We start from the raw sequence: 16,811 nt of genomic DNA on the forward strand, positions 1-16,811 counted from the left end.
CATAGGGGCAAAATACCTTAAAATCATTAATCCTAATTATGTTCAAACTCTATAAGCAAGCATTCCCAGATATCAAGCCGTGGAACGGTGATAGCTAGCTTGCCTCCCTGTATGGTATGTGTGAGCTCCTGACCAGAGATAAGCTGACCAACCGCTCTGACTTCTCGATCGTCCATTTTAAGCTTGACTTCAATGTCGTGCAGCGGGATGTTCGTTGCCAGAGGTCTTCTCCCGACACCATTAACCAGATGAATAAGCCACGAATTGCCTTTTTCAAAGACGGTCATCTGAAGACCCTGAATATTGCTGATCTCAACAAGCTTATCGTCACCAAGAGCCATATCAATAACATTGGACAATAGTTGGTAATGCTCACCAAGCTTGAATTCATTAATCAGATGACTGAGTGAAAAAGGTATATACAAAACATGCCCTTGTCCCGTCTGATTCTGAACTGCAAGCGGCAGGTCCGTATGACTTACTGGAAGCGACGCCCTTTCAGGGGGTGCACCTACACTCTCAAGCGGTGAAAATGGTGGAACTAAGGTAGCCAACACCTGCGTATTGCTGCCAATAGGCTTTACATAAATAACCTTACCACGATGCGCGATCAAACCGGTGTGCTCCAAACCCTTTTGCAGAGGATTATCATCTCCCTCAAATCGCAGGTAAGAAGCTGTCAACGATTCACTCGTATATCGATCCTGGGATATTCCGAGTAAAGCAAGCAGCTGAGGATTGTCCGGAACCGCTCCTTCAATGAAAACATGCCCGCCTGCGTTCACATACTGATACAGGGTTGCAATAAACTCGTCATTATATTTCATTCCCTCAGGTATAATTAGACCCTTATAGGGTGACAGCTTCTCAGGGGTTGCATAAACGCTCAGAATGACATCAAACGGAATTTGCATGTTAATCAATCCGTCAGCCCAACCCTCGGCCGATGCATCGCCAGTCCACATCATCGCGATCTGTGCAACGCCTACTGCATCCTCCATATAGCTTTCTACCTTCTGGACGCTGTGATTGAAATCGCTCACTACATCAAGAATCCGTTTGTCTTCGATCGTCTGCGGAATTCCTGTTAATGAATGCCAAATGTTCCCACCTTGCGCCGGAATTTGCGACAGCCAAAACCTATATTCCGCAGGTGGAAGTCCGGTGTGCCGCCAGTCCATACCCGGACTGGAATGAACAATCCCACATGGTATTGGTCGATCAGGCAAGGATTTACCCAGCTTCATACTAAGTGCAGGCTTCCAAAATTCAGGAATGTGATGATGTCCAAGCGACAAAATATCCTGCGGCTCCGTACAATGCATATCTGACGTTTGTTCACGATCCAGCATATTGGCAGGATACAGGTATAAAATCATGGGAAGCTCAGGATTTTTCTTTTTGATAAATTTATACCAATGATTCGCATTGTTACGGAAGCAGGTCGGTGCCCAGCTCGGATCGAATTGACTTTTATCGGCTGGAAGCGGCTTTTGATACAAATTGAAATATTTGTTCTGGCAAGCTTCGCACCAGCAGGGTACAAAACGGGGGGCATTAAAAAAGATGCCGTCAATATCATAATTACTAATGACCTCATCCAGCACCGGAATGGCTACCTCCTCATTGCGGTAACCTCCATTCAGGCAGGTCGACATCAACAATGACCAATTCCCCGGTCGCCCTGCACCTATGATCTCAGGCTCTCCTGATGGCTGTCTAATGAACCACTGCGGCTTTTGCAAATAAAATTGATCTTCCGTTTTGCTGAAATCAAACCGCGCGATGAATCGGATATCCTGCTCATGACAAGCACGGATAACTTCTTTTAATAAATCGAAGTTTTGCGGTAAGTACTCATTAATTGTATGAAAAGGCACCTTCGTCGGATACCAGGCATAAATTCCTGCCACGTTAAAGACGACGGTATTGGCACCCATCTGCTTCATGTCGGCAGCGAATTGTTCAGGTTCGATGAGTGAGGTGTCTTTGATCTGCAAATTTGTTTGAACGACACGAAGCGGCTTTTGCCACCACGCTTTTGTAGGCTTCTGCATGATTGGACCCTCCTAAAAGTTTTGCTAAGCAAAACTGACTTCGTAAGCAATAGCCGAGCTTCCTTAGGAAGCTTTCTTCATAAACATAATCTTGTTTCGCGCTGCAAAGCATTCAATGAAACGGTTACCAAAGGAGTCCCTTGGTAACCGCATTTGTTTCATTCGCTGTGTCTTTCCGATCTACACTTACTTATTTCTTGTTAAATTCTTTATAGGCTTCCGTGTTTTCCATATAAGCCTTTTTCATTTCAGGCAGATTGTTCAATTTCTCAATGTACGCTTTGTACTCATCCATCGAGATTTGTCCTACGATTGCTTTGGTCATCATCGATTTCCATTCGCTTTCATATTTAGGCCAAGTGCTGTTGAAGGTTGCCGAGTATACATAGCGGAAAGGATCTACCTTACCAATCGTGTCGTAGGCTTCGACTTCTTTTTTCTTAGAGTCGTTATATGCTTTGTCACCGGACGCACTTTCCACTTTACCCCATTTGGCGTAAGCCAGAACACCCGCGCCTTTACTTGTTGTATTAACCTCTTTCACGCCTTGATCCGTCAATACCTTCTGACCGCCAACTACCTTGTGGTGCACGCCTTCAAGTCCGTAATAACCAAAGTCGGTCATTTCATCCGATGCGGTGAAATCGAAGTATTTTAGCAGCTCCTTAACCTTGGCTTCAGGGACCTTCTTGGAAATATAATAGCCGCCTGATACACCTGTGGACAATACGATGGCATCGCCTTTAGGTCCTTTCAGGTTCAGGTTAATAATTTTGGAATTCGGCTGTGTTTTGTTGATTGAATCCTCCCACTCTTTGTCCCACCAAACACTGCGGGCATAGGAAGCAGCTCTGCCTGTCTTGTACAGCTCTTCAGCCTGAGTTTTCTTCATAACCGCGAACTCCTTGGACAGCACACCATCGGTGTACAAGCCTTTGAACCAATTTACCATTTCAGTCCATTGCGGAGTTAATCGCTTGTCGATCATGCCGCCTTCCGCATTATAAGTCGGATCAAGCGCTCCGAATCCTGCTGCAAACGCGTCATCTCCATCATTAATAATGACACCATGTCCGATCAGACCCAGCGTGTCCTTCTTGCCGTTGCCATCTGGGTCGCTATCTATGATCTTTCTCAGAGCGGCAGCGTATTCATCCAATGTCGTAGGTACAGGAATGCTTAATTTGTCCAGCCAGTCCTTACGGATTTTGATACCATTGTCAATCCGTGAGCGTGAACGCGGAACCGCATAGATTTTGCCGTCTACTGACAAATATTTTTGCCAATCCGGAGCCATGTTCTTTTTCAGGTTCGGATATTGGCTCAGATCACCGAGAAATGGAGTCAAATCCCAAAAAGCGCCATTCTTGATCGCACTGCGCAGTGTCGGCCAAGTAGAGTCAGGTGATGCCACGACTTCTGGAAGATCAGCTGATGCGAACAATAGATCCGCTTTCGTTTTCAAGTCTCCGTCCGGCACCCATTCGATGTCCAATTTACTATTGGTTCTTTTTTGCCATTCAGTCCAATATGCATTTTTCATATCAGGCACTTCGTTGTACAATCCGGCAAAAATTTTGATCTCCAGTGGTTTGGCCGGAGCCTTGGTGTCGGTTGCTGTTCCAGCAGCTGCAGGTGCGGCCTTCTCGACAGTTCCTCCCGAGCATCCAGCTGCTAAAGATAAAGCAACTACACATGAAACACCTGCAGACCATTTTTGAAACGCTTTCATTAAATTGTCCCCCTTACTGTTTTGTGAAGTAACACTAACTTCCAAGCCAAACTTCAGTTGGTTATGGCATTGGGACGGGGGTCCATTCGTTGTCCGAACGGGAACCCCGATAACCCGATGATAAGTGCTCAAAAAGCGGAATCATACAGACAATTCATGCTAAACGCTGTCCAAGACAAAAACTGTCCGAGCAGCAAAAACGGTCTGTCTGCGCTCTACTCAAATTCAATCAACAGGCACTCCCAAATGTCCAGCTTGGGAACAGTGACCGCTAATTTGTCATCCTTGCTCTCAAAGTCTAATGACTGACCCGTGATCAACTGCTTGACAGCCTTCACGTTTTTACCGTTCTGCTTTATCTTTATATGAATCTGATGCAGCGGAATGTTGGTCGAGAGCGGACGTCTGCCTACACCATTAACGAGGTGAACCAGCAGCGTGTTATCTTTTTCAAATACGGTCATCTGCAGTCCCTGGAAGTTACTGACTTCAATGAATTTGTGTTCAGCAAGTGCCATATCAATCGCATTGGATAAGAACTGGTAATGTTCACCCAGTTTAAATTCATTGATCAATTGGCTTAATGAGAACGGCACATATAGGGCATGGCCTTCACCTGATGGATTCCAAACCGCAAGCGGTAAATCGGTATGGCTTACAGGCAATGAGGCACGTTCCGGAGGCGCACCCACACTCTCAAGCGGTGAGAAAGGTGGAACCAAAGTTGCGAGTACCTGTGTGTCCGCTCCTGTTGGCTTGACATAAATGACCTTGCCGCGATGAGCAATTAGCTCGGTATGCTCAAGCCCTTTTTGCAGGGGATTGTTGGCACCCTCAAAGCGCAAATACGATGCGATTAAAGGCTCGCTGGTATACATATCCTCCGAAATGCCAAGCAGCTTCAACAAAATCGGATGATTAGGAATCGCACCCTCAACAATAATATGGCCGCCTGCTTCAACATACTGCTTAATGATCGCTATAAAAGAATCCGAATATGTCATCCCCTCAGGTATGACCAACCCGCGATAGCCTGAAAGCTTATCAGTCGTCGCTTGGGCCTCAAGCAGCACATCAAAAGGAATTTGCATATTGATCAAGCCATCAGCCCATCCTTCTGCAGAAGCATCCGCTGTCCACATCATGGCAATCTGGGCTACAGGAGCTGCTCCATCCATATAGTTCTCGACCTTTTCAACGCTAATGTTGAAACTTTTCACAACATCCAGAATTCTTTTGTCACCAATCGTGTTCGGTATCCCCGTTAAGGAATGCCAGATACTACCGCCATGGGCTGGAATTTGTGACAGCCAGAAGCTGTACTCAGCAGGGGGAAGCCCTGTATGCCGCCAGTCCATACCAGGACTTGAATGCACGATTCCAAATGGAGTCGGGCGATCAGGCAGGCTTCTGCCCATCTTCATACTGAGTGCAGGCTTCCAAAATTCCGGGATATGGTGATGTCCAAGTGACAAAATATCCTGCGGCTCCGTGCACAGCATATCCGTCGTCTCGGCGCGGTCAAACAAATTATCGTGGTATAGATTATAGTAAAGAATCATCGGAATGTCTTTACCGGTTTGTTTGATCGTGGCATACATATTATCCATATTGTCGCGCATGCACGTGGATTCCCAGCCAGGTTGGAATGCTTTTCTCTCCGATGGCATTTCTTGCCCGTACAATTTGAAGTATTTGCGGCGGCAGGCTTCGCAGAAGCAGACGGTGTAGTTCGGTGCATTAAAGAAAATGCCATCTATCTCATAATGTTCGATAATTTCCTGTAGTACCGGAACCGCAACCGCATCATTTCGGTAAGGACTATTGATGCAAGTCGACATGAGCAGAGACCAATTCCCAGGGCGTTTGGCGCCAATCGTTTGCGGCTCACCCTGAATATCTCTGGCAAACCAGTCCGGCCGCTGCAAATAGATCGAATCCTCGGCTTTGCTGAAGTCTAAACGTGCAATAAAACGAATATCCTGCTGATGACACGCTGAGATAACTTCCTTCAATAAATCAAACGACGTAGGTAGAAACTCGTTAAGCGTATGGTATTTGACTTTCGATGGATACCATCCGTAAATACCCCCAACATTAAAGACAATCGTATTGGCACCCATGTCTTTCATTTGAGCAGCCAGCTCCTGCGGATCGATTTGATCGGTATCACGGACCTGAAGATTCGGTTGAATAACACGCAGCGGCTTTTGCCACCATGATTTGGTTTTTGTACTCATAGCATCCTCCTGGGAACGGTCACCAGCCCCGTATGCACACCCATGGTCCGGCGAGCTCCACTTCGTATGGTAACCGTTGAATAGTTGTTGTTTTTACTTGCCATTAAAAGATTTGTACGATTCAGTAAATTCCTTGTAAGCTTTTTTCATTTCGGGCGTGTTGTTAATTTTGTCAACGTATGCCTTGTATTCATCCAGCGTAATTTGACCGACAATCGCTTTGGTCACATTAGCCTTCCATTCGTTCTCATATTTCGGCCATGTGCTGTTCCAGGTATTAGACACCGTGTAGTTGAATGGATTGACTTTACCCACTTCGTCAAAAATTTCGACTTCTTTCTTTTTTGCATCATTGTAAGCCTTGCTGCCCGAAGCGCTCTCTACCTTTCCCCATTTGGAGTAGGCAAGCACACCCGCGCCTTTGCTTGTCGTATTCACTTCCTTCACGCCTTGATCATTTAGTACCTTCTGTCCATCAATTAGTTTGTAATGTGTACCTTCAATCCCGTAATACGCAAGGTCTGTCAATTCATTGGAAGCGGTTTGGTCAAAATATTTCAACAGCTCCTTCACCTTCGCTTCAGGCACCTTCTTGGAAATATAGTAGCCGCCGGATACGCCAGTTTGCAGCTCAATAGCGTCCCCCTTAGGTCCTTTTAAATGCAGGTTTAAAATTTGAGCGTCCGGCTGTACCTTCTTAATCGCGGTTTCCCACTCATTATCCCACCATACACTACGTCCATAGGATGCGGCACGGCCGGTCTTGTACAATTCCTCTGCCTGTGTTTTCTTCATAACAGCAAATTCCTTGGACAGGATGCCATCGTCATATAGCTTTTTGTAAAAAGCAACCGCGTCATTATATTGAGGAGTCAACCGGCTTTCGATCATTCCTCCCTCGGCATTATAAGTAGGATCCAGAGCGCCAAAGCCTGCTGCGAACGAAGGGTCCGCATCTTTTACAATAATTTCATTACCAATCAAACCAAGCGTGTCCTTCTTGCCGTTGCCGTCGGGATCACCTTCCACGATTTTTTTCAAAGCTGCCGCATATTCATCCAACGTTTTCGGTACGGGAATGTTCAGCTTGTCCAACCAGTCCTTACGGATTTTGATACCCGGATCAATACGTGAGCGGGAACGCGGAACTGCATAGATTTTGCCGTCAACCGTTAAATATTTTAAAGCGTCCTTGGCCAAATTATTTTTCAAATTCGGGTATTGGCTCAAATCACCAAGGAATGGAGTCAAATCCCAGAATGCACCACTGCGCACAGCATTTAATAATGTAGGACGAACTGCAGACGGCGCTGCCAGAACCTCGGGAAGATCCGCAGAAGCCAGCAATAGATCAAGCTTTGTGTTCAAGTCACCATCGGGTACCCATTCGATATCAAGCTTTGTGTTCGTTCTTTTTTGCCATTCGGTCCAAAACGCGTTCTTCATATCAGGTACTTCATTGTAGAGCCCGGCAAACATCTTAATTTCCAGCGGTTTGGCTGAACTGCCCGCTCCAGCTGCTGCACCTGTTGTCGGAGATTTAGCATCGTTCCCACCGCAGCCTGCCAGTAAAGATAGTGCTACCACCCCAGATACGCTGGCTGTCCATTTTTTTGAAAGTTTCATTAATATATCCTCCTGCTTCGTATGGTTTCATAAATATGCTTTCTTGTAGAAAGCTCTCTCTACTCCTAGTGAATCATAAGCTCAAGCTGAGCGAAGTTACAGCGACAATTGATATACTCCTTGCACAGGACAAAAACTGTCTCTATCCCTAATCGCATCAACCTTTTACTGAACCCAACATAACACCTTTGGCAAAATGCTTTTGCAAGAACGGGTATATAACGAGAATCGGAGCCATGGCCAGCATAATTGAAGCCATCCGAATCGTTTCCTGCGGAACCATCCGATCATCCCCGCCAGCGCCTGCTTGACCTACGCCATTGGAATCGGAATCGATAACAAGCGTTTTGACGAGCACCTGAAGCGTCCACTTCTTGGAATCTGAAATATAGATCATGGCGTTAAAATACGTATTCCAATGCGCTACTGCAAAAAATAGTGTAAACGCGGCAATCGCAGGCATCGACAAAGGAATTACAATACGCAGGAACACGCCAAGATCGGAACACCCGTCAATTTTGGCTGAATCCTCCAGTTCAGAAGGCAGTGATTCCAAAAAACTTTTGATGACAATTAAGCTCCATGCATTCGTCAAAGCTGGCCAGATCAGCGCCCAATAGGAGTTCAGCAAACCCAACTGTTTAATCAACAAGTAATTCGGCACAATCCCCGCGCTAAATACGAGCGTAAAGATTACAGCCCCCATCATGATGCCACGGCCGGGCATTGTCTTTTTCGTTAAGGCATAAGCCAAGGAGAACGATACGACAATATTCAAAATGGTACCAATGATCGTAATAAATGAGGTGCTTTTTAATGCATTCAAGAAGCTGTTGGTCGATAAAATGTATTTATAAGCGGAGAGCGACCACTTTTCCGGAAAAATATAAAACTTTAAGGGCACATAAACCTGCGGATCGGTAAACGATACACTGAATACGTACAAAAACGGAAACACACAGACAAACGAAATCAGGGCCAGCACAGAATAGTTAACCCAATCGAAGGGCTGCAATTTTTTTTGGGATACGAAGCTCATCCTTGTTCTCCTCCTTTTTGTTAGTAGATTCCTTCATGCCCTAATTTTTTAACCACATAATTCGAGATCATGACCAATACAAAACCAACCACTCCTTTAAACATCCCGACAGTAATCCCCGTACTGATCTGTCCTTTAAGAATACCCTGTGTATAGGAATAGGTGTCAAACACTTCAGCTAAGGACGACACGAGCGGATTCATCATCAGCAAAATTTGCTCAAAGCCAACATCCGCCATGTGCCCCAGACGCAGAATGAGAAGAATAAAGATCGTCGGGCGAATGGCAGGCAGCGTAATATGCCAAATCTGTCTCCAGCGGCTCGCACCGTCTACTACAGCGGCCTCATATCTCTGCGGATCGACACCCGCCATAGCTGCTAGGAAAATGATCGTTCCCCAGCCTACTTCTTTCCACATATTTTGCAGTGTGATCATTCCCCAGAAGTAGTTCGGATTGGATAGAAAAGCGATGCTTTCTCCACCCGAATCTGTAATTAATTTGTTGATAATCCCAACATCCGTCGATAATACGAAGAAGGTCATGCTCGCTACCACTACCCAAGATAAAAAATGCGGTAAGTACACGATCGATTGATTGACCCGTTTGAACACCTCATGGCGTACTTCATTGAGCATCAATGAAAGTATGATAGGCAGCGGGAACATAAAGACTAAACCAAAAATGTTAATCGCAAACGTATTACGCAGCATGATATAGAAATTTTTGTCCGTAAATAATTCAGTAAAATGCTTTAATCCTACCCATTCACTGCCTGAGAACCCACTGTACGGATTGTATTCCTTAAAAGCTAGCAAAAGCCCCCACATCGGTACAAACTTGAACAATAGAAAAAACAAAATACCAGGTAACGCCAGCATATACATATATTTGTGCTGCACCATCCGATTCCACAGCCTGGACCAATACCCTGCGTTCGTTGCAGGTCTGCTGGCTAATACAGCTTTGTTGGATTGTATCATTGAGTATACCCTCTCTCCTCATTTGTTGTGGACCTACGTCCTTGTGAACCTAATACTAGACGGCTTGCAGAGGGCAGTATACAGACAATTCTTGAATTACAAGTAAGGTCCGTAGCGATGGACAGAAATTGTCTTTTGACCTGCGGACCCTCCCAAGCTCCCTCAGGAGCATACCCTCCCAAACCCTCCCTACAGGGAGGGCCCCAAAGGGCGTTGCCCTCTGGACTCCCTCGCTGTGTGCGGACATTTGGTGTTCTCGGGACGCTTGTCGTCCCTACGGGACACGCTTGGGCTATGTTGGATGGGGCGATTGGGGGCGGACTTTTGGTGTTATCGGGACGCTTGTGGTTCCTGCGGAGCACGCTGGGCTTGGTTGGATGTGCAACTGGGGGCGGGGTTGCAGGGTTCTTGGGGCGCGGTTGGGCTTGATAGGATGGACGATTGGGGCGAGGTTGAGGGGGTTGAGGGTGCTTGTCGTCCCTGCGGGACACGATGGGTTAGGTGGTAGTGGTCGATTAGGAGAGGAAGTTAGTGTTAGCAAGAAACACACAGTCTGAGCGGACAAAGTGGACCCTTCTGGAGCTATGAAGGGTTCGCCTTTGCAGACGGATTCTTCCCCCATATAGGGCTAAGAATAGAAAGAATCTGGCTGCAACAGCGATTGGAAGTAGGGTCTACTTTCGCAGTGTCTTGCTGTCATGAGGTTTAATTCATCGTATATAAATTTCATCGGTGGCATATTTGTTACTATCATGTAGAGTTTGAATTGAATCTTAATCAACTTAATTGGAGTGCGACATCCGAATTGATTCATATAGATGCAAGCACTCCATCAGCAACTACCGATACGCCGTCCTAAACATACCCGGTGTCATCTGAATATTCCGTTGGAACACGCGGGTCAGGTTGCGTTCAGAATACCCTATAATCGAGGCGATTTCGCTGATGCTTTGGTCCGTTTCAAGCAGTAGCCGCTTAGCCTCCTCGACCTTGCACTCAACGACAAATTCCAGAAAGTTGATTCCCATTTCCTTTTTGAACAACCGGCTTACATACGATGGACTCATTCCCACCAGATCAGCGCAATACACTAGTGAAAGGTCCTCAGTGCAGTGCTCGCGAATATATTGACATACCTGCCATATTGCGGTCTGACCTGTATCATTGAGCGAATCCTCAGTCAGCTTTTTGTGCAGCGGGAACAATACCTCCGTAAACCAATCGATGATATCGCGCGAGGTCTGCTTGCTTTCCAATTGACCGAACAGGTTATGCTCCAGTATATCGAGGATGTTGCCTCCCTGTTTTTCCAAGGATGTAATAATCGCAGACAGCAGTACCGAGTAGCTTTGGTGAATAAAATTAACCGATTGTGACGTTTGCAGTGCCTTGGTAAACCGTTCCAATGACTGTTCTGCCTGCTTCAGCTCGCCTTTGGATAAAGAGTCGACAATCGCTCCTTCCAAATCGCGCGGGTACCGGAAGATGGCACGGGTTTTCGAATTTTCCAGATCTTCAATATATAAGACAGAAGCCGTGTCCTGATAAATACGATACTGCAGGGCAACTTCAGCTTCTTTGTACGATACCGGAACGTCGGCGATATGCGAATAACAGCGGCCAATACCTACAGATGCTTCGAAGGATAGATAGCTTTTTAACGAGTCGCAAACAGTCTGGGCAAACTCAATTGTTCTATCCGGCAGCTTCGATTGCTCCGCATCATGATCCCATTGTAACAAAGCTATACCCTTACCCTGATAAGGGAATACGTAGCCCTTCAAATCCGGGTTTTTATCCATGAGCTCCTGAATCACATTGGACACGGCAAAAGCTATAATCGGCTGATCTCCAGGCAAAAACCGCGTTTCCCTCAACACGTTTTCCACCTCGACGACCATGATCACATAGTTGGATTTAACTGTCAGTCCATACGTTTCACAGTCCTGAATGAGAGTGTTGCTAAGCACATAATCTCCATTAATGAGCTGCTGAAGACATCTTTCGCGCAGGGTTGGCTGGATCTTATCCATATAACTGCCAAGCTGCTGCGTCTCCTTGCTCAAATAGTCCAGACAGGCACGAATATAGTCAAATTCATTTTCATTCGTTTGAACACGGCCGGCTCCAAGCGACTTACTGTGCTTAATGAGCTGATCGATCGGACTATAAGCACGTTTGGTGCTGAAATAGGTAAAAATGACGGCCAAAATAATAAAAAAGGCTAGTGACAATAAGGTGATAACACGAATCCAGACTAATCGCTCGGTAATAAGCTCCTGCGGAATGACAGATACGTATGTACGTCCAAACAAGCTTTTTACGTAGGAATAGTGGGCTTCCTTCCCATCGGCACCTGTGTAATAAAAGCTGTCGATACTGCTGTTGGCCTCGCTTATTTTTTTGAGGACAGGCATATCCTCTGGATTCACTGCATTTGCTGCTGTTGTCTTCCCGGACTGAGTCAATTGATGCGGATAGCTGACGAAAATTAATTCCTTACCATTAATTAACAAATTCGTATCATCAGGGAAAAATCGCATAATCCCTTTGGCATCGATTTGAAAAGCCAAAATACCATGTGAAGAAGCGGCTGTAGCAACAGGCAATCTTCGAAAAAAAGTAATAAACCCATTTGGCTGACTGTCTGGCAAATAAACCCATCGTAGTGGATTTTTATCGGCCATAAGCTGCTCAACATCTGTTTTATATTTAAATTCATGGAGATCGACAGCTCCATATTGATTCGTCAAAACCAAGCTTTCCTGCGAACTAAAGAAGTAGATTTCATTAATAAAATCGTTTGCATTTTTAGCCAGCGTTATTTTATTCATTAGCTCCAGGTGCCAAACCAATGGCTTGTCTACGATCCGATTAGAAAATACATCATTGATTACCGGTTCGGCAGCCAGCTGAAGGGATTCCTTTTCAATGCCTTGCAATATACGTTCTGCTCGATCTTTGGTCAGTGACAGCGAGGACTTGCTTTCATCGATTATGAGCTCCTTGGTCCGCTCCATAGCAAATTGATAATATAATAATCCGGCTACAAGAATAGGAATACATACCGAAAGACATCCAACCCAAATTAATCTATGTAAATATTTTCCACCACGTTCTACTTTCCCGGGAAATAATGCTCGATAATAGTGGTTAATCCAGTTGGTCATAGCTGCCTCCATCTACTGCGGGAGGATTCCACGCAATGTCTAATGTCCATTATTCGTCTCCATAGGGAGTTCTGTTTTCATTGTACTACACATGATTATAGCTAGAAAGAAAGCGGCGTTGAACCGTCAATACTTGTCATGGGTGGTTTCTATAAAATAATTTAGGGTCTAGTCCATAATCTACAAAGAAAAAGCTCTCAAGATTAAACAATCGGTCCGTCTATCTCCCCAATGTTCATCTTGAAAGCCTTTTGAAAATACCTACTTACTCTCCCTTAACATATGGAATCGTTAACGGCCCTAGAGGCAATACTGCAACGCTCATAGTCTCGCCATATTTACGTTCAAGCTCTCGTAGTGTGTCCTCGATATTAGCGGTCGGCTTCAGCATCGCATTCTCAATAAGTCCGTCCGGTAGGGAAGAACGCACATAGACATCGGCCCACACCTGCACAACAGCCTGCTTCTGCACCTGCCATTGGTCAAATTGGGAGAAGGAAGGATCATTGATAAGCTCCAAAATCTCCTGCGGTGTCTTGCGAAGCCGTAAGATGCCTGCATAATTGCCATGATCCGGAATTCCATCCGAGCATTCAGAGGCAACAATAATCGTCCCGCCCTGCTTGACAATTTTGTGTGCCGCACTCATCCCTTTAACCGCCTGATACAGATTTTGATCCAGTGGATACCCTGAATTGGATGTAATCACAACATCAAAACGCTGCTCTACGGGAACCATCGCATGCTCTTTGGCAAAAGCACAGCCTTGCTTATGCGCTTCAAACAGCTCACCGGCAAATACCTGCGTAATTTCTTTATCCTTATTCAGCGCTACGTTCAGCATAAAATCAGGCTTGCACAATCGGTTGACCTCGCTGGCCATCTCCTGCAACGGATTACGCTGCATATTTCCCCAGGTCGCGAGAGGGTCCCCGATCATCCGTGCATTATGGAAGGTCAGAATCGTCTCGATCCCTGCGATTCCAGGCATAATCCCTTTAGGCCCACCAGAAAATCCGGCAAAAAAGTGAGGCTCGATAAATCCAGTTACAATTCGGAAGTCCGCTTCAACATATTCCTTGTTCAAATAAGCATCACATCCGAAGGAAATACTCCCCAGATTAACCAATTCATCCTTGTTGTGACAATGATGATTGATTATCCGTATCTTATTGACGACTTCTTCGCCCAGCATTTGCACGAATTCTTCCCGCGTTTGATCCCTATGTGTGCCCGTACCGTTAATAATGACGAATTGCTCAGCTGGTACATGGGACAACTCCTCAATCAGCCACGGAACCAGCTTATGATTGGGCGTAGGTCTTGTAATATCGCTGATCACGATCGCTACTTGATCCGTCGCTTTCACCATTTCTCGCAAGGAAGGAACACCAATCGGATGCTGTAAGGCTTCCATGACGGCAGCCTTGTCATCCTTCAAGCCATCCAAATGGGATGGCTCAATTACTTTTGAATGATCAGGTACGGTAATCCGCAAAGCGTCTTTTCCATATTGTAAAAAGGTTTCCATCATTCATCACGCCTTTACACTCGTATAGGCCATTGACAGCCGCGAAAAAAGTTCAGCTTCGACCATTTAGCTTATATCGACTACTCGTATATTTTGTACAAGGCCTGCGTGCCGCTGTTTTCTTCGCCTAGCTCTCTTAGCTGCTCATACAACGATTTAGCCAGCTTTAGGCCATGTGTTTGCAGACCCATCTCTTCTGCCGAATCAATCGCGATACCCATATCTTTAATAAAGTGCTTCACAAAGAAACCAGGCTCAAAGTCGCCTTTAATAATTCTCGGTCCCAGATTGCTAAGAGACCAGCTGCCCGCAGCGCCGGATTCAATGCTCTTAAGTACAGTGGACGGATCAAGACCAGCCTTTTTCGAATAAATCAGAGCTTCACAAACTCCCATCATATTCGAGGCGATAACAATTTGATTAGACATTTTGGTATGCTGACCAGCGCCCGCTTGACCTTGATAGACAATATTTTTGCCCATCGCTTCAAATACAGGCAGAACCGCGTCAAAAACATCCTGCTCGCCGCCAACCATAATCGATAATCGTGCTTCACGCGCACCCACATCGCCACCAGAAACCGGAGCATCCAGTGAATAGCATTGCGCCTTTTTCGCTTCCTGCTCGATCTTTTTGGCAAGGGAAGGACTAGAGGTCGTCATATCGATTAGGTAGGTGCCCGACTTTGCATGACGAAGAATACCCTGCTCGCCCAAATATACTTCTTCTACATCGCTTGGGAAACCAACCATTGTGATGACAACGTCAACCTCACGGGCCAAATCTCCCGGTGTTTCCTGCCAAACAGCTCCAGCTTCTACCAATTCATCCGTTTTCGATTTGGTTCTGCTGTACACATGCAGCTTATATCCTGCTTTCATTAAGTTCTTGACCATGCTTTGACCCATTACACCCGTACCGATGAAACCGATAGCGGCATCTTGTTTAATTGAACCCATAACCAAATTCCTCCTTTGTAACATTCTTCTCCATTTTAATAGAAGTAGGCGGCAGATGATAGCGACATTTATTGTTTTCTCCAAAAATGGTTCTTGATATCAATAAATGTCTTGCAGATTCGGATACTTGAAGCAAAAAATGGCCTTTAGTATCAAAAAGTGTCTGACTCCCATTGAAGTAACCCTACCAGATCTCACCCAAAATATCCAAGTAATCATAAGTATGGACAACAAAAAGACGGCCTTTATGGCCGCCCATTTTGCAGTTTCAGCTGCAATCAACGTAGTTGACTTTTACTTCATTACCGATTTATCGATCTTGTATAAAGCTATGACATTCACCTGCTGATGGATTGCCTGCCAGCACCTAGTCTCTCAGCCAGCCAATCGAAAGAACGGCGTCCACTAATTTCATGCCCGCCTTCGAATAAATCGGAAGCAAAACGCTCTTCCACGCCCATCGAAGCATAGATTCCGCTCACTTGATCAATCGCCGCTTCAGTTGCGTCGACTGGAAATAAACGATCGCTAATGCCAGATTCCATAAATAAAGCACGCGGCGCGATCAATCCTATCAACTCCGGCATTTCTGCATGCAATAGGATACCCGGAATATAATTGTCCAGACAATGCCGCCTTGACAAAATACTACTCTTATACGTATTGCTGTATCCGCAAATAACAGCAGCTTGAACCCGTTGATCCAACGCTGCAGACAAAGAAGCAACCATGCCGCCACCAGATAAGCCCATACATCCGATTCTGGAGGCATCCACATCTGCCCGCTCAGTCAAGTAATCCGCCGATCGAATAGCTTCATAGCCTCTAAGTCCGGCAATCGTTTTACCAGCAAGCAGCAGTGCAGCGGCAATCGGAAAACATGAATTCGGAGTGTCTGGGTTCTGCTCAGTATCCCATGTCAGCTTGCGATCACCGAACCCGATAATCTCAGGAGCAATGACAATCATTCCTCTTCGGCAAAGCTCCAGCGCAAAATGGCGATGAATCCCCGGTGCACCTGTATCCTCCGAGCCATCAGGAAGGAGACCGACAACCTCCCGGCTGCCATAGCCATGGCCGTGCCATGCCAGAACCGCAGGGAAAGGACCTTCGCCATAACCCTTCGGGATTAGCACGTAGGCCGGTACCCGCAGCCCGTCCGCAGACGAATATTCAACTCGTTCCCGTATGACATCACCCAAATCGGTGCTTTCGAGAAGCACAGGATCAAGTGCAGGTTGTGTGGCGTCCACCTCTTCAAAGGAGCCAAGAGCCGCTTTCAGCTTATTGCGAAGCTGCTCCTGATCCTGCGAATCGCTGCCGAGACTTTTATTACGTATGGCTTCCGTCTCTGCATATAACTTGTCCAAATATAAATCAGGCTTCCAGATGAAAGACAGCTCCTTCCATTATGCACAGGTTGCCGTGAGATCTGCGCTCAGTCAAAAATCCAATACAACGAACCTTCAAAATG

Annotated in this window: 11 protein-coding genes; 1 reads left to right on the forward strand and 10 read right to left on the reverse strand. The window is 45.9% G+C overall.

Annotation, left to right across the window (positions count from 1 at the left end; translation table 11 throughout):
• Positions 1-32 precede the first annotated feature (32 nt).
• The 6 genes from BM210_RS05545 to BM210_RS05570 all read right to left on the reverse strand — a co-directional run bounded on the left by BM210_RS05545 (position 33) and on the right by BM210_RS05570 (position 9,677).
• Positions 33-2,057: an alpha-amylase family protein gene (locus BM210_RS05545; RefSeq protein WP_091165399.1), complete on the reverse strand. Its 2,025-nt coding sequence runs from the start codon at positions 2,055-2,057 to the stop codon at positions 33-35.
• A gap of 190 nt (positions 2,058-2,247) precedes the next feature.
• Positions 2,248-3,789 carry a type 2 periplasmic-binding domain-containing protein gene (locus BM210_RS05550; protein ID WP_091165400.1) on the reverse strand — a complete coding sequence of 514 codons (1,542 nt, stop codon included), beginning with the start codon at positions 3,787-3,789 and terminating at the stop codon, positions 2,248-2,250.
• A gap of 215 nt (positions 3,790-4,004) precedes the next feature.
• Positions 4,005-6,029, reverse strand: a complete 2,025-nt coding sequence (locus BM210_RS05555) for an alpha-amylase family protein (RefSeq protein ID WP_091165402.1) — start codon at positions 6,027-6,029, stop codon at positions 4,005-4,007.
• Positions 6,030-6,122: 93 nt separating this feature from the next.
• Entirely contained in the window at positions 6,123-7,655 is a 1,533-nt protein-coding gene (locus BM210_RS05560; RefSeq protein WP_091165405.1) for a type 2 periplasmic-binding domain-containing protein, read from the reverse strand.
• A 157-nt stretch (positions 7,656-7,812) separates the two neighbouring features.
• Positions 7,813-8,694: a carbohydrate ABC transporter permease gene (locus tag BM210_RS05565; RefSeq protein ID WP_091165406.1), complete on the reverse strand. Its 882-nt coding sequence runs from the start codon at positions 8,692-8,694 to the stop codon at positions 7,813-7,815.
• A 20-nt stretch (positions 8,695-8,714) separates the two neighbouring features.
• Complete coding sequence (locus tag BM210_RS05570; protein WP_256223250.1) at positions 8,715-9,677, reverse strand: ABC transporter permease; 963 nt, start codon at positions 9,675-9,677, stop codon at positions 8,715-8,717.
• A 213-nt stretch (positions 9,678-9,890) separates the two neighbouring features.
• Here BM210_RS05570 and BM210_RS05575 point away from each other — a divergent pair, with 213 nt between their 5' ends.
• Positions 9,891-10,106, forward strand: coding sequence for a hypothetical protein (locus tag BM210_RS05575; RefSeq protein WP_091165409.1), 216 nt, complete (start codon positions 9,891-9,893; stop codon positions 10,104-10,106).
• 410 nt (positions 10,107-10,516) lie between these two features.
• Here the strand turns inward: BM210_RS05575 and BM210_RS05580 are convergent, their stop codons facing one another.
• The 4 genes from BM210_RS05580 to BM210_RS05600 all read right to left on the reverse strand — a co-directional run bounded on the left by BM210_RS05580 (position 10,517) and on the right by BM210_RS05600 (position 16,707).
• Positions 10,517-12,847 carry a helix-turn-helix domain-containing protein gene (locus BM210_RS05580; protein WP_177237641.1) on the reverse strand — a complete coding sequence of 777 codons (2,331 nt, stop codon included), beginning with the start codon at positions 12,845-12,847 and terminating at the stop codon, positions 10,517-10,519.
• 265 nt (positions 12,848-13,112) lie between these two features.
• Entirely contained in the window at positions 13,113-14,378 is a 1,266-nt protein-coding gene (gene larA, locus BM210_RS05585; RefSeq protein ID WP_091165412.1) for a nickel-dependent lactate racemase, read from the reverse strand.
• A gap of 80 nt (positions 14,379-14,458) precedes the next feature.
• Complete coding sequence (locus BM210_RS05590; RefSeq protein WP_091165414.1) at positions 14,459-15,361, reverse strand: NAD(P)-dependent oxidoreductase; 903 nt, start codon at positions 15,359-15,361, stop codon at positions 14,459-14,461.
• Positions 15,362-15,675: 314 nt separating this feature from the next.
• Positions 15,676-16,707: an alpha/beta hydrolase family protein gene (locus BM210_RS05600; RefSeq protein ID WP_371263427.1), complete on the reverse strand. Its 1,032-nt coding sequence runs from the start codon at positions 16,705-16,707 to the stop codon at positions 15,676-15,678.
• Between the last annotated feature and the right edge of the window lie 104 nt (positions 16,708-16,811).

The organism is Paenibacillus sp. 1_12 (genome assembly GCF_900114475.1).
In the GTDB taxonomy this organism is placed as follows: Bacteria; Bacillota; Bacilli; order Paenibacillales; family NBRC-103111; genus Paenibacillus_S.

What these genes read in the sequence shown, in the direction of transcription:
- BM210_RS05545 (WP_091165399.1), bottom strand. Translation starts at nt 2,057, where the DNA reads ATGCAGAAGCCTACAAAAGCGTGGTGGCAAAAGCCGCTTCGTGTCGTT.
- BM210_RS05570 (WP_256223250.1), bottom strand. Translation starts at nt 9,677, where the DNA reads ATGATACAATCCAACAAAGCTGTATTAGCCAGCAGACCTGCAACGAAC.
- larA (WP_091165412.1), bottom strand. Translation starts at nt 14,378, where the DNA reads ATGGAAACCTTTTTACAATATGGAAAAGACGCTTTGCGGATTACCGTA.
- BM210_RS05580 (WP_177237641.1), bottom strand. Translation starts at nt 12,847, where the DNA reads ATGACCAACTGGATTAACCACTATTATCGAGCATTATTTCCCGGGAAA.
- BM210_RS05560 (WP_091165405.1), bottom strand. Translation starts at nt 7,655, where the DNA reads ATGAAACTTTCAAAAAAATGGACAGCCAGCGTATCTGGGGTGGTAGCA.
- BM210_RS05550 (WP_091165400.1), bottom strand. Translation starts at nt 3,789, where the DNA reads ATGAAAGCGTTTCAAAAATGGTCTGCAGGTGTTTCATGTGTAGTTGCT.
- BM210_RS05590 (WP_091165414.1), bottom strand. Translation starts at nt 15,361, where the DNA reads ATGTTACAAAGGAGGAATTTGGTTATGGGTTCAATTAAACAAGATGCC.
- BM210_RS05555 (WP_091165402.1), bottom strand. Translation starts at nt 6,029, where the DNA reads ATGAGTACAAAAACCAAATCATGGTGGCAAAAGCCGCTGCGTGTTATT.
- BM210_RS05565 (WP_091165406.1), bottom strand. Translation starts at nt 8,694, where the DNA reads ATGAGCTTCGTATCCCAAAAAAAATTGCAGCCCTTCGATTGGGTTAAC.